The 13,934-nt window shown below is 47.6% G+C and carries 5 protein-coding genes and 1 rRNA gene; 5 read left to right on the plus strand and 1 reads right to left on the minus strand.

What is annotated here, in order from left to right; genetic code table 11:
* The 5 genes from rrf to HFE64_07860 all read left to right on the plus strand — a co-directional run.
* Positions 1-113 (plus strand): 5S ribosomal RNA (gene rrf, locus HFE64_07840); the annotation flags it as partial.
* A 129-nt stretch (positions 114-242) separates the two neighbouring features.
* Positions 243-1,844 carry a hypothetical protein gene (locus tag HFE64_07845; GenBank protein ID MCI8633372.1) on the plus strand — a complete coding sequence of 534 codons (1,602 nt, stop codon included), beginning with the start codon at positions 243-245 and terminating at the stop codon, positions 1,842-1,844.
* Between the two features lie 350 nt (positions 1,845-2,194).
* Positions 2,195-6,724 (plus strand): fibro-slime domain-containing protein, encoded by a 4,530-nt coding sequence (locus HFE64_07850; GenBank protein ID MCI8633373.1) that lies wholly within the window; start codon positions 2,195-2,197, stop codon positions 6,722-6,724.
* A gap of 137 nt (positions 6,725-6,861) precedes the next feature.
* On the plus strand, positions 6,862-10,035 hold the full coding sequence (locus HFE64_07855; protein ID MCI8633374.1) for a hypothetical protein: 3,174 nt from the start codon (positions 6,862-6,864) through the stop codon (positions 10,033-10,035).
* Between the two features lie 16 nt (positions 10,036-10,051).
* On the plus strand, positions 10,052-13,156 hold the full coding sequence (locus HFE64_07860) for a hypothetical protein (GenBank protein ID MCI8633375.1): 3,105 nt from the start codon (positions 10,052-10,054) through the stop codon (positions 13,154-13,156).
* On the opposite strand, the gene HFE64_07865 is transcribed toward HFE64_07860, so the two are convergent.
* Positions 13,153-13,854 (minus strand): DeoR/GlpR transcriptional regulator, encoded by a 702-nt coding sequence (locus HFE64_07865; GenBank protein ID MCI8633376.1) that lies wholly within the window; start codon positions 13,852-13,854, stop codon positions 13,153-13,155. The two genes, HFE64_07860 and HFE64_07865, sit on opposite strands and share 4 nt — an antisense overlap.
* Positions 13,855-13,934: the final 80 nt, after the last annotated feature.

Here is a 13,934-nt window from a genome sequence, read left to right on the forward strand (position 1 = left end):
TGACGATACGCCTATGGGAAACACCCGTAACCATGCCGAACACGAAGGTTAAGGCATAGGCGGCCGATGGTACTTGGTGGGGGACCGCCTGGGAGAGTAGGAGGTTGCCGGTTTTTGAATGGAGAGAATGAGGAGCAGATATGTCTGCTCCTTTTTTGATAGAGTGATGTAGCTAATAGTTTTTCTTTAGAAGAAACATATTTCTTTTTATATCGATAATAAAAAAAGGAAGGTGATTTTAAATGATAAAGAAATTTTTGATATCTTTGGGAACTATGATTAGTATAGTTTGTGTTTTGATGATTATATCTTTCTGCATGAAGGCAAGAAAACAAACGGATACTTCTATAGTAAATGTAGAGGAATCATCTGATTATATAAATATCTATATGTTTAGTGATGTAGTCATTAATGGAGAAACGGGTGAGAAATTAAATCCATCTTGTTATACACTTGGAGAGTTTACAGAACGATCACAAATATGGGGAAATGAGGGACATTTATATTATTCCGCGATTGAGGAATTTAAAAAGAATACTTCTCTTGAAGTGAGAGTTTCTTATTTTGGAACTACTTATGAAATTTTAGAGCAGTTAAAGGAGGATGCAAAGCAAAATAAGTTACCAGATGTTATTGTAGGAAGTTACACAAGTGAAAAGTATAATTTAATTCCGTTTTTGTTAAATGATTGGTTTTATGATTTGACTCCTTTTTTTGAAGAGGATGAAATTATATCTGGAGGAAATTATGTTTCAAAAGTGATCGAAGCTGGAAATATTAATGGAAGACAGGTATTGTTTCCTTTGACTTTTAATATGAATATTTTGATGTCATCCAAGGAAGTTCTAAAAGAACATAATTTTCCTATCTTGAAAGATTATTCCTATGATGAAATAGTTAATGTATTTATAGAAGAGTGGTCTAATCCAAAGCGGGAAAATGATGAGATGCCTTTGATACAGTTTACGGATATGTGGAATACATATCCATATAGCCTTTTTGATGCAGCGAGTGGGGTTACTTATTTAGATTTAGAAACACAAAGGGTAACTTTAGATAAGAAATATTTTTTTCAATTAGCTAAAATTTATGAAGCATACTTGTGTAATGATTTTACTATGAGTCAAAAAGAGTTGAAAGAAAGCGCAGCAAGAAATAATCAAGAACTAAGTTATAAACACTCAAAATATGAAAAGGTGATTGGTTTGGTTACAGAAGAAATTTTGGATGGTTTTGATTATATACATGATCATGCTATTTATATTTCAGATGGAGGAATGCAGGGTTTTTCTCTACATTCCTTTGCAGCACAAGCGAATTATTATGAATCTCGCTTTAAAGAAAAAAATGAAGAATTTTTGTGTATTGGAATTCCGATGAAAGAAAGTCAAAACGAATATACAGCAGTAGTCACAACTTTTGGAGCAGTATTAAATCATTCACAGCATGCTAAGGAAGGGTATAATTTTTTAAAGCATTTAGCAGATTCTTCACATTTTATGTATATGGATTTGTCTGTTAATAAAGAGCAAATTATGGAGACCTTTAGTGAGGTTACTAATACGCAATTTGATTTTTATCCAGCACAAGGGCAATTTCCACCGGATGATGTTCCAGAAGGGCAAGACTGGTTAGGAGAGTCATATACTATACAACCAATGTCGGAACAAACCAGCCTTTATTTGCAGAATATGATAGATAAGGTTGGAATCGCAATATTACCACAGGCAATACCACAACAAATGGTTCAGAATGAAATAGCACGATACATATATGGCGATATAGATTCTATGGAAAATGCTTATCAAAATGCAATAGACTCACTGGAAAGAGTATTTGAATAAATGATAGAAAAAGCCAATGAAAATAAGGTTTAAGTAATTTCTTTTAATAAACAATGTTTTCATTCCTAGAATAAGATATAAAAGGTATCTTTTACCAAAGATAATTTTTAATGTTAATGTTGAAAAAGAGATGGTTTTATGTTACCATTCTAAAGAAAATAACGTAATTAAAAGTTTTGGCAAAATGAGAAGAAGAAGTCTCACCTCTAACCGTTAAGGGTCATTTTTTCTTTTATTTTAGCAAAAGATAATGTTATAAAGATATGATTTGTATTCTATTGCTTATTTATGGAAGAGAATGCCCTTTTTGTGTTGAGCCAAATCTAGCAATACGGAAAGGAAACGGTAAAATGCAAAGAATAAAAAGAATTTTGAGCCTCCTGCTCTGCAGTACACTGTTATTTTTAATGATGCCGCAAGTTACTTTTGCAGAAGAAAGTACATTAGATAACAACGTTTCTGAGGAGGCAAACGGTTTATGCGAGCATCATACAGAGCATGATGAGACTTGCGGATATAATGAAGAAGAAGGGACTGTCTGTCATTATATTTGTGAAGTCTGTGAAGCAAACAAAAAATCACAGGAGGAGCAGGAGCTGCAGCCGCTTAATGATATGGCGCGTTCCGTCCCTTCTGAAACGCTGGAAAGTCATATTGTAACAGATAAGGTTTCAGATCCCCAGGGGGCGATTGTGAATTTATTTGATTACTGGGTAAATGATACCGGAGAGGTTCCCAATGGAGGTACAACGCCTAAGGGAGATTTGCTTACAAAGGATCATTCACATGTGCGTGAAAAGCCAAGTGCATGGGGAAACAGCTCTGCTTATTCCAGTGAAAATGACTGGTGGCGGGGAATTAATGAAAACCACTTGTTGCTTTTTGGAGATGGTGTGATTCATGCTGGCCTTTGGAACAAAGGGGCAGGAGAGACTTCAGACTATGGCAAGCAGTATGCCGGTATGGAAGGAATTGTTAAACCGGTACTGATAAACGGATATCCCAGCGTGAACATTGAGGCAGCACGGCAGCGACTGACAGGTGATGAAACAGTAAGAAACTGGAAATTAGTTAGCGATTGTATGCTAACGGGAGACCATATAGATACTTTGGACAGTCCTGGGGTTTATACGTATGACAGTAAGGATGTTCAGAATTTTAGTAATACTTTGATTCAGAAATGGGAAAATGCCACGGGTCAGACAATTGAAAACGGAATAGAGTCATTGAATTATCTGTTTGATCCTAGTATTTCTCATGACTATAAGAAATCCTATCAAAATGTCCGGGGACTATTTCAGCTCAACGATGAAGGTTATTATTATTATAATATGCGTGAAAATTTCGCGGAATTTTGCAAAAATGAGACAACAGTAGTGAGTGAAGAGCCAAGCGGAAAAGTTGAGCAGCACAGTGATGGAAACTTTATTTTATATGATGCGCCGGCAACGGTGCGTACAGACGCAGAAAAAAGTGTCGGAAATTTCTTTCCTTTTAATACTGCGCAGCAGGTCTTTGACGGAGTGGATGCACAGGGAAAATTGACCAGTTCAGTCAACCAGGCAGGCAATGAAATGAATCATCATTTCGGCATGACAGTGGATGTAGATTTTCGTCAGCCCTTAAATGGTTTGATTAATATGGGAACGGCCGGCAACAAGCATATGACCTTTGAGTTTTCCGGAGATGATGATGTTTGGGTTTATATTGATGATGTCCTAGTGCTGGATCTTGGCGGAGTGCATAGTGAGATCTATGGACTGATTGACTTTGCGACAGGTGATGTCTTTATTGGTCAGAGCTTTGATTCTAAAGGGATTCCTGAATATGATCTGCAAGCAGATGGCTCTTATAATACGCCGGACCATTTGGTGACACGGACAACGCTGAAGGCATTATTTGAAGCTGCCGGCGTGGATACCAATACCTCGGCATGGAGAGACAATACCTTTGCCAGCAACACGGACCATAAATTGAATATGTATTATCTGGAGCGGGGCAATTACGATTCTAGTTTAGCAATGTATTTTAACCTGCAGCCACGTTTATATCAGCAGATCAAAAAAGTAGATCAAAATGGGGATCCTATTGAGAATGTTGAGTTTGATTTATACGAGGCTAAAAAAACCGGAGAGACGTATGAAGCAGTAGGAGAAGCATTGGCTTCTTTAAAAACAGGGAAAGATGGAATTGCTGTTTTTGAAGAGGTACAGGAGTATCAAGAGGATGGTACACCGGTCATGCGGCCGTTCAATTTTGCAGACCGCTATACCAATCAGAATATTGAATACTATATTCTAAAAGAAACCAAGCCGGCAGAAGGATATCGGGCTCTGCCAAATGACGTTGTGCTACAGTATAATAACGAAACAACGATGTTGATTGTAGCCAATCGATATTTGACAGGCGCATACGCCAGTTTTATTTCCAATATCATAGGAAATAGTCATGTTACCTATGGTAGCTTCAGTCCCGCCACTGGCCAAATTGAGCCAAGCAGTACGGCGATCAGCGAGCAGGCACAGAAGGAAGGCTTGATTCTTGCAGTACCCATGCTGCGCCAGGATGGCATGAGCGCGGAGACCGGAGATGGAAAATGGGTTGCGTTGTATGGCAGCAATACCAAAGGACTGAGTACCATAATTCCAGAAACGCGAACGGCGTTTGCATGGCGCAAGGCAATTTTGCATTCGGCGCTGTATCAGGCTTTAGATGCAGATACTCCCGGATGGTATTTGGAGTGGAATACCGATACGAAGCGGCTGGAAGGAACGCTTTCTGACCTACCGGGACGAGCAGATCGATACCAACTTATAGAAGATTTGGATAGCGATATGAAGATGGTATATGCGATCATTGAGCCGGCTGTTTTTGAGAAGCTAGGGATTACAGGAGAAAGTTCTCAAGCGAGATATCAGGCTTTTGCAGAATATGTACAAAATGCAGTACAGAGATATCTGGACGAGCATAAGGGAGAAGGAAAGACAAGCAAGGAGCTGACAGAGGCGGCAATTGAAGAGATTGGCGAACAGATCTATATGACACCAGCCGACGGCGGGGCATATGAAATGGACGGAGCATATCAAAGCAGAGGCTTTAGCTTTTTGAATACCGATCAGTTTATCCGCAATTTCCGTTCTTTACTATATATTCCTAATGAGCAAAGAGAGCTGAGAGTCTGGAAGGTTGATCAAAATGGCAAAGGGGTAAACGGTGTAGAATTTACCTTATATCGAGATATTGACGGTACAGATGAAGAGGGAAATCCCATTCGGGATACGGTAGCGGCAAGAGGCATTACAGCAAATGTAGATGGCTTAGATGGCGTTCTGGTCTTTAGGCCACCGGTCAAGACAGAAGAGGGGCATTTAGCAGATACCGCACCGGACGGATATGCATGGACCTCATGGGTACAGGAGGAATGTGATCGGTATTATTTAAAAGAGACCAATGCGCCGGAGGGATATGATCTAAATAGTACGAAGATTCCGGTTATCGTAGGGCGGTATTCGATTTATGCAGATGCCGGGACGCCGGATAATGGCGTTACGGTCATGGCTGGCGTTGGTAAATTGGTTCAAACCATGGTTAAATATGCGGCGGATGAAAATGTGAATATCACGTTGCGGGATATTACTGCTTATGCGCAGCAGCAGGCTAGTGGAAGCTTTGATCTGGAAGGCTGGGAGGATATGAAGCTGGAAGGAACAGAGGTAAAGCGGTATCTGAATTTGCATTATGGAGCCAATGCGATGATTAGCTATGGTCTGCATGATGAGGACGGCGGGCAGACCATGTATCCCTTCTTTGTTACCGATTCAGGATTTTTACGGGCACGCGTGGAACAAAATTATGCTGCCCTGACAGTGCGCAGTCCATATGCCAAGGATCGCCCTAATTATGCGCAAAAAGATGATATCAGCGGACAGGATATTACTAGCTTATTTAGCTTGTTAAACATCGTGGTTGTTACAGATCAGAAAGATAACAGTGAACCAACTGGAAAGCTTTTAATCAGCAAAACGATACAAGGAAGTCAGCTAGAGGAAGCGGATTATACCAGAAATTTTGAATTTGAGGTATCTTTGAAAGATGCAGAAGGAAACGCTCTTCCTGGCGAGTACTATTTCTATGGGACTAACCGCTCCGGTTATATCCGGGACGGCGGCGCAGTTTTTCTGCATCATGATGAAAGTATTACGATTCTTGGATTACCAGAAGGAACAAAATGGGCTGTGAGTGAAACGCAGGTGAAGGATTGGTATGTCTCTGCAAGCACGGGTGTGATTGAGGGGACAATTGAGGAAGATCAGACTTCTATTGCCGCGTTTATCAACACCAATATGGAAGCAGAGATGGGAAATCTGAAAATCCGCAAGCTGGTTTCAGGAGAAGGAGCAGAGCCAGACAGAGACTTTTCCTTCATTATTACCCTGCAGGATGAGCAGGGCAATGAGCTGACAGGGAGCTACCGATATGAGGGAGATAAAAGAGGTGAGCTGAGAAGCGGAGATACGGTGACGCTTCATCATAATGAAACCATTGAGATCATTGGACTTCCGGCATATACGCAGTATATCATTACCGAAGAGAAAGTAGCAGGATATGTGCTTACGGCAGAAAATGACCGGGGGACGATCATAAAGGATGAAACGATTACAGCGCTATTCTACAATGAGAGGAAGGATGGGGAGGAATCGGATCCCGACTCTTCCATGGAACAGCCGAAGAATCCCAATGATCCATCTGATCCGTCTGATCCATCATCAGGAAGACCGGCAACGGGAGACGCAGAGAATGCAGCAGTATGGATGCTGATGCTGAGTCTTTCGCTTATCTTACTTTGTGTTATGAAGAGGCTTGCTAAGAAAAAGGCATAATGTATTCAGCAAAGGCTATCGCCAGGATCATCAGATCGGGCGATGGCCTTTTTCTTTTGCAAATGAATTGATTTTCAGTTGCTTTTTCCGTTTTTAGCATCTATAATGGAGGAACTTATCATAAGGAAGCAGAGGAAATGGGCATGTTATATCCTAAAAATAAAAGTAAAACCCTGAGCAGGGAGCTATTTCAAAATCCTACCAGCGAATACCGGGGAACTCCATTTTGGGCATGGAACGGAAGGCTTTCGGAAGAAACATTAGCAGAGCAGATTGATATTTTCGAGCAGATGGGATTTGGCGGTTTTCATATGCATGTCCGAACAGGGATGGATACGCCCTATCTGAGCAAAGAGTTTATGGATTTTGCTGCATTTTGCGTGCAAACGGCAAAGAAGAAAAAGATGCTGGCTTGGCTGTATGATGAGGATCGCTGGCCTTCCGGAACAGCCGGCGGCCGGGTCACAGCTGGTAAGCCAGAAAATGCCAGAAAGACACTGCTTCTCACGACAAAGCCCTATGAAGAGGGCAGGCCGCATCAAAGCACAGAGCCGGAGCCGGGCCGCGGCCAAGAAAGCATGCGGCAGGATAATGGGACCCTGCTTGCCGTGTATGACGTGATATTGGACGATGAGGGGTGTTTGCGCTCTGCGCGTCGTATTGCAGAGGAGGCGCAGGCGGAAGGCACAAAGTGGTATGCCTATGAGGAGCATGCAGCAGCAGATCCTTGGTTTAATAATCAGGCCTATGTGGATACATTGAATCCGCAGGCGATCCAGATGTTTATTGAAATGACGCATGAACGATATAAACAAGGACTGAGCGAGGAGTTTGGCAGCACAGTTCCGGCGATTTTTACGGATGAGCCCCAGTTTGCGCCTAAGGATACGCTGCGTTTTGCCAAAGAAAAGAAGGATGTTTTTCTTTCCTGGACAACGCAGCTGCCGCAGCTGTATCAGGCGCGGTATCATGAGGATTTGCTGGATAAAATTCCCGAGCTTTTGTGGGAGCTTCCGGCCGGACGTCTGTCCCGGGCGCGCTGGCGTTTCCAGAATTTGTTGACGGATCTTTTTATTGAGTCATATTGCAGGCCGATCGGGACATGGTGCCGGCAAAACAAGCTTTTACTGACAGGACATGTGATGGGGGAGCCCACGCTCGAAAGCCAGACGCAGGCGGTGGGAGATGCGATGCGCTGCTATCCGGAGTTTGGCCTGCCGGGCATCGATATGCTGTGTGATTTTCATGAATATACAACGGCCAAGCAGACGCAGTCTATGGTGCATCAGAGCGGTGCGGAGGGCATGCTGTCGGAGCTGTATGGCGTAACGGGCTGGGACTATGATTTTCGCGGCTATAAGCTGCAGGGAGACTGGCAGGCGGCACTTGGCGTGACAGTGCGCGTGCCTCATCTGGCGTGGATGACCATGAAGGGCGAAGCCAAGCGGGACTATCCGGCCTCGATCAGCTATCAATCGCCGTGGTATCAGGAGTTTTCGCTGATAGAGGATCATTTTGCCCGTGTAAACACGGCCATGACCCGCGGCAAAACTAAAGTGAAGGTCGCAGTCGTGCATCCGATTGAGTCATTTTGGATGTATTGGGGGCCCGCAGATCAGACAGCAGGGCTGCGCCGCCAGATGGAAGAGGAATTCAGGCATCTGGCCGAGATCCTCTTATTTGGCAGTATTGATTTTGATTATGTATGCGAAGCGCGTCTGCCGGAGCAATGCAAGCAGGGTGGGTATCCGCTGCAGGTGGGGCAGATGGCCTATGAGACGGTCATCGTTCCGCCGCTGCGCACGATCCGCAGCACCACGCTGGCGCGTCTGGAAGCCTTTCAAAGGGAAGGCGGCCGCGTGATCTTCTTAGGGCCGTGCCCGGATTATGTGGATGCAGAAAGAAGGCCCGAAGCGGCGGTTCAGCTGTATCAGGCGGCTCAGCATGTGAGCTTTGATGAGGCCGCCATTTTGGAGGCACTGGAGCCCGAGCGCTTTCTAGATATCCGCACGGCGGAAGGAGGACGAGCCGGCAGCCTTCTTTACCAGCTGCGAGAGGAGGATGAGCAAAAGTGGCTGTTCATCTGTAATGGCAAGAATCCCGTCAGTCCGGATGTGGATCCGGCGCCGCGGCTCAGATTTAGTTTGGATGGGGAGTATGTGCTGGAGTGGCTGGATACGATGAGCGGAATGATTGTGCCGATGCAGGCCGCCTATGAAGATGGTAAAACGGTGTTTGAAAGACAGTGGCATATGCATGATAGTCTGCTGCTGCATCTCACGCCGGGACGGGGAGAGATCGCAGAGAGAGAGCCTCAGGCGGAGGAGGAGCAGGCGGATGTGATTTTAAGGCCGGTGGAAGTGGCCTTGGAAGAGCCCAATATGCTGCTGCTGGACATGGCGGAGTATGCGATCAATGGCGGAGCGTATTATTCGGAAGAGGAGATTCTGAGGATCGATACGATAGCGCGGACCAAGCTGCATATTCCGCTGCGGCGCAAGGAGGTGCTGCAGCCGTATCTGATTGAGCCGGAGGAGGCGAAGGACCGGCTGCGGCTGCGGTTCTGGATTGAAAGCGAGGGAGCCGTAAACGGCGCGAAGCTAGGCATGGAGGATCCGGAAGCGGCTGCTATATGGCTGAACGGAGAGCGTGTGCAGACGAAGCCGGATGGATGGTATGTGGATCATTGTATCAAGACGTTTGCGCTGCCGACGATTGCAGCAGGAGAGAATTGCTTAGAGATCGAGGTGCCTATCGGGCGGCGTACAAATCTGGAGGCCTTTTATCTGCTGGGAGATTTTGGCGTCCGGATAAATGGAGTGAAAAAGATGCTTACGCCGCCGGTTAAAAGACTGGGCTTCGGCGATATCGTAGGGCAGGGGCTTCCGTTTTATACCGGCAATTTGCTCTACACATTTAAGGTAGAAGCGGAGGGAGATTTTACGCTTCGGGTACCGCAGTACCGGGGCGGACTGGTGAAGGTACTGGTGGATGGAAAGGAGGCCGGCAGCATTGTTTTCTCGCCGTATCAGCTGAAAGTCAGGGCGGCAAAAGGCGTGCATACGGTGCAGCTGCGGCTTTATGGCACGCGTCAAAATGGGTTTGCACAGCTGCATCATACGCAGGGCGTGTATTTTTATCAGAGTCCCAATTCGTGGCGCAGCGCAGGCGATCTGTGGAGCTATGAATATCAGTTTAAGCCAGCCGGGATTTTAAAGTCGCCGGAGGTGTACGGAGCGGCGGTTTTGGATCAGAAGGGGCAAAAGCGTGTAAGCGGCGGCGTGCAAAAACATATCACAGATTTAAGCTAAGGAGGAGGGCAAACAGATGCTGTACAAGAAAAATGTAGCGCCAAGGCTGGAGAGGGAGTTGTTTCAGAATCCGACGGCTGAATACCGAGGAACGCCCTTTTGGGCGTGGAACTGCGAGCTGCATGAGGAGGAGCTGAAATGGCAGCTGGAGGTGCTCAAAAGGATGGGGTTTGGCGGCGCCCATATGCATGTGCGTACGGGTATGGCTACTCCCTATTTGAGCGAGGAATACATGGCGCTGATCAAGGCCTGCGTAGAAAAGGCTAAAAGCGAGGGGATGCTGGCCTGGCTGTATGATGAGGACCGCTGGCCTTCGGGCGCTGCGGGAGGCCTGGTGACGAAGGAGCAGCAATACCGCGCAAGGCATCTGCTGTTTACCCCCAGGCCGTATTCAAAGGATGGATCCGGCGCACGGCAGGTGGAGAGTTCGTCGGCTGCGGCCGGCCGTACGGAAAAGGGATATCTGCTGGCCTGCTTTGATGTAGAGCTCACAGCAGATGGATATCTGGCCGGGGCCAGACAGATCGAAGAGAATGAGAAAGCGGCGCATCACAAGTGGTATGCCTATGTAGAGCAAAACTCGGAAAGCGGCTGGTATAACAATCAGACCTATGTAGATACCTTAAATCAGAAAGCCATACAGCGGTTTATTGAAATCACCTATCAAAGCTATGAAAAAACGATTGGCAGTGAATTTGATCAGACCGTGCCGGCTATCTTTACCGATGAACCGCAGTTTTCTCGAAAATCGACGCTGCATTTTGCAGCGGATCAAAGCGACGTATTTCTGCCGTGGACAGAGGATCTGCCAAGCACCTTTGCTGCGGCCTATGATGAGGATCTGATCGCAGGGATCCCGGAGCTCATCTGGGAAAAGGCAGGAGAAGCGCCGTCAGTTACGCGCTATCACTATCATGATCATATCTGTGAGCGGTTTGCACAGGCATTCGCCGATCAGTGCGGCGCATGGTGCCGCGCCCATGGGCTGGCGCTTACAGGGCACATGATGGAGGAGCCCACGCTGGAAAGTCAGACAGCAGCGCTGGGTGAGGCCATGCGGTCCTACCGCGGCTTTGATCTGCCGGGCATCGACATGCTCTGCGCCCGCTTTGAGTACACGACGGCCAAGCAGACACAGTCGGCAGTGCATCAGTTTGGCTATGAAGGGATGACCAGCGAGTTATATGGCGTGACCAACTGGGATTTTGATTTTCGCGGACATAAGCTGCACGGCGACTGGCAGGCAGCGCTGGGAGTGACGATTCGCGTGCCGCATCTTTCGTGGGTATCCATGGCCGGCGAGGCCAAGCGCGATTATCCCGCCTCGATCAACTATCAGTCACCCTGGCATCAGCAGTATGCGCTGGTGGAAGATCATTTTGCCCGCGTCAATACGGCCATGACGCGCGGCAAGGCCATAGTGCGCGTAGGCGTCATTCATCCCATCGAAAGCTACTGGCTGCACTGGGGCCCCTCAGAGCAGACAGCCATGGTGCGAGATGAACTGGATCAAAGCTTTCAAAATATGACGCAGTGGCTGCTCTTTGGCGGCATCGATTTTGACTTCATCAGCGAGTCTCTGCTGCAGCAGCTGTGCGCGCACGGCGGTGCGCCTCTTGCCGTAGGGCAGATGAACTATGACGTCATAGTGGTGCCCGGCTGCGAGACCCTGCGCACATCAACCGTAGAACGACTGGAAGCATTTGCCGCCGCGGGCGGAAAGTTAATTTTTGCCGGCCGCATTCCGGCTCTGGTGGATGCGAGACCGAGCAGGAGAGTCGCAGAGCTGGCAGAGACCTGCGAGAAGGCAGCGCTGAGCGAAGGGGCGCTGCTGCAGGCGCTGGAGCCGGTGCGGATGGTGGAGATCCGGGACGGAGCCGGAAAGCTTACGAGGAATCTGTTGCATCAACTGCGGCAGGATCAGACAGGCCGCTGGCTGTTTATTGCGCATGGCAAGGAGCCGTATAATCCGGATGCACCGCAGGTTCAGGATCTGCGGATTCGGCTGCGGGGGCAGTGGAGACCGCTTGTCTATCAAACGCTGGATGGGACTACGGAAAGAATTGACTTTGAGGCAAGGGGCGACGAGACGATCATCAGCTGCCGGATGTATGAATATGATAGTCTGCTGCTTTTTTTGGAGCCCTGCGGGCAGGAGAGCTATGCAGCGCCGAAAGCAGAAAAAAAGCACAGCGCTTCTGTGGCTGTGCCGGTGCGGGTAGCGTATACGCTGGATGAGCCGAATGTGCTGCTGCTGGATCAGGCGGAATATGCGCTGGATGATGGTGCATGGGAGAGCAGAGAGGAAATTTTGCGTCTGGATAACGTGTGCCGTGAGCGGCTGGGGTGGCCAACCAGAAAGGAGGCGGTCGCGCAGCCTTGGGTCGTGCCGCCGGAGCCGCCTGTACACCGTGTGCGGCTGCGTTTTCGGTTTGATTCGCAGATGGAGGTGACGGAGGCCTGTCTGGCTTTGGAGGATGCGGAGCAGGCAGAGCTGACGCTCAATGGAGAGCCGGTAGATAAGCAGATTACGGGATGGTACGCGGATAAGGCCATTCGCACGGTGCGCCTGCCGGGGATCGTTAAGGGAGAAAATGTGCTGGAGGCGGTGTTGCCGTTTGGCCGCCGGACCAATTTGGAATGGATGTATGTGCTGGGAAACTTTGGCGTGCAGGCTAGCGGGCGCTATACATGCATTCAGCCGCTGCCGGAAAAGCTGTGTTTTGGAGATATTACGCGGCAGGGATTTCCGTTTTATGGAGGCAATGTGACCTACCGGATTCCGGTTACAACGCATGGCGGAAGGCTGACGCTGCGTTCCTCGCAGTATAGAGGCGTGCTGCAAAAGGCAGCGCTGGACGGCGGTGAGGAAGTATCCGTGATTTATTCGCCGTATACAGTCGACTTGGGGGCGCCGCCAGCCGGAGAGCACCGGATAGAGCTGACGCTGTATGGCCATAGGCGCAATGCCTTTGGACCGGTGCATTTGACAGATCTGAAGGCACGGTGGATCGGGCCGATTGCCTGGCGCACGGAAGGAGATCTTTGGTGCTATGATTATCAGATCTGTGAGGAAGGAGTGCTGACAACGCCGGAGATTCGGGAGGAAATAGAGGATTAATCCTCGGTAATGACGGTGTCGATGTCATCAAGTGTGCACAGGGTGTTTAAAAAGGTATGGCCGGTTTTGCTGCGGTCACAAAGCAAAATTTTCTTTTGACTGCGGGATAGCATAGCCTTGCGGATTTCATTTTCTTCGATAGAATTATCAGTCAGAAGACCATCATGGGATAAGCCGCGGCAGGAAAAAAAGCAGAGATCAGCGTTATAATGCCGAATTGTGCGCAGTGCTTCAGGGCCAATGAGGGAAAAGGAACGGCTTAAAACCTCGCCGCCGGTACAGATGGTCTTGATATTCAGGCTGCTGAGCAGATAGGCGGCTTTTAGACCGCTGGTAATGACAATTAGATTCTGGAAGCCGCTCAGATAGGGAATGAGGCAGTAGGCGCTGGTGGTGCCGTCGAGCATGAGCGTATCGCCATCTGAAATGAGTTTGGCTGCTTTGGCGGCCATTTGCTGCTTGGCTTCATTTTGTTCCTGTTCTCTCAGAAAAAAGGGAATCGTTTCATCAGCAGATTTTTTTAGGAGCTCAGCTCCGCCGTGCGTGCGGAGTATGAGCCCCTTTTTTTCAAGCTTTAATAGGTCGCGGCGGACGGTGGGCTTGCTGATAAAGAGCCGTTGAGATAATTCATCGACGCTGATACGGCCGTTTTGCATAATGAGCGTGAGTAGCTGCTGTTCTCTTTCATAAAAAGGCATGGACAGATCCTCCTTGTTCAAAAAATCAAAATAAAATCTAAAATACGATCAATTGCTGATTGATTATCCAATATTTTACA

Source organism: Lachnospiraceae bacterium (assembly GCA_022794035.1).
Lineage (GTDB): Bacteria > Bacillota > Clostridia > Lachnospirales > Bianqueaceae > CALWPV01.

Coding starts and splice junctions, on each gene's coding strand:
- HFE64_07845 (MCI8633372.1), top strand. CDS start 243: ATGATAAAGAAATTTTTGATATCTTTGGGAACTATGATTAGTATAGTT.
- HFE64_07850 (MCI8633373.1), top strand. CDS start 2,195: ATGCAAAGAATAAAAAGAATTTTGAGCCTCCTGCTCTGCAGTACACTG.
- HFE64_07855 (MCI8633374.1), top strand. CDS start 6,862: ATGGGCATGTTATATCCTAAAAATAAAAGTAAAACCCTGAGCAGGGAG.
- HFE64_07860 (MCI8633375.1), top strand. CDS start 10,052: ATGCTGTACAAGAAAAATGTAGCGCCAAGGCTGGAGAGGGAGTTGTTT.
- HFE64_07865 (MCI8633376.1), bottom strand. CDS start 13,854: ATGCCTTTTTATGAAAGAGAACAGCAGCTACTCACGCTCATTATGCAA.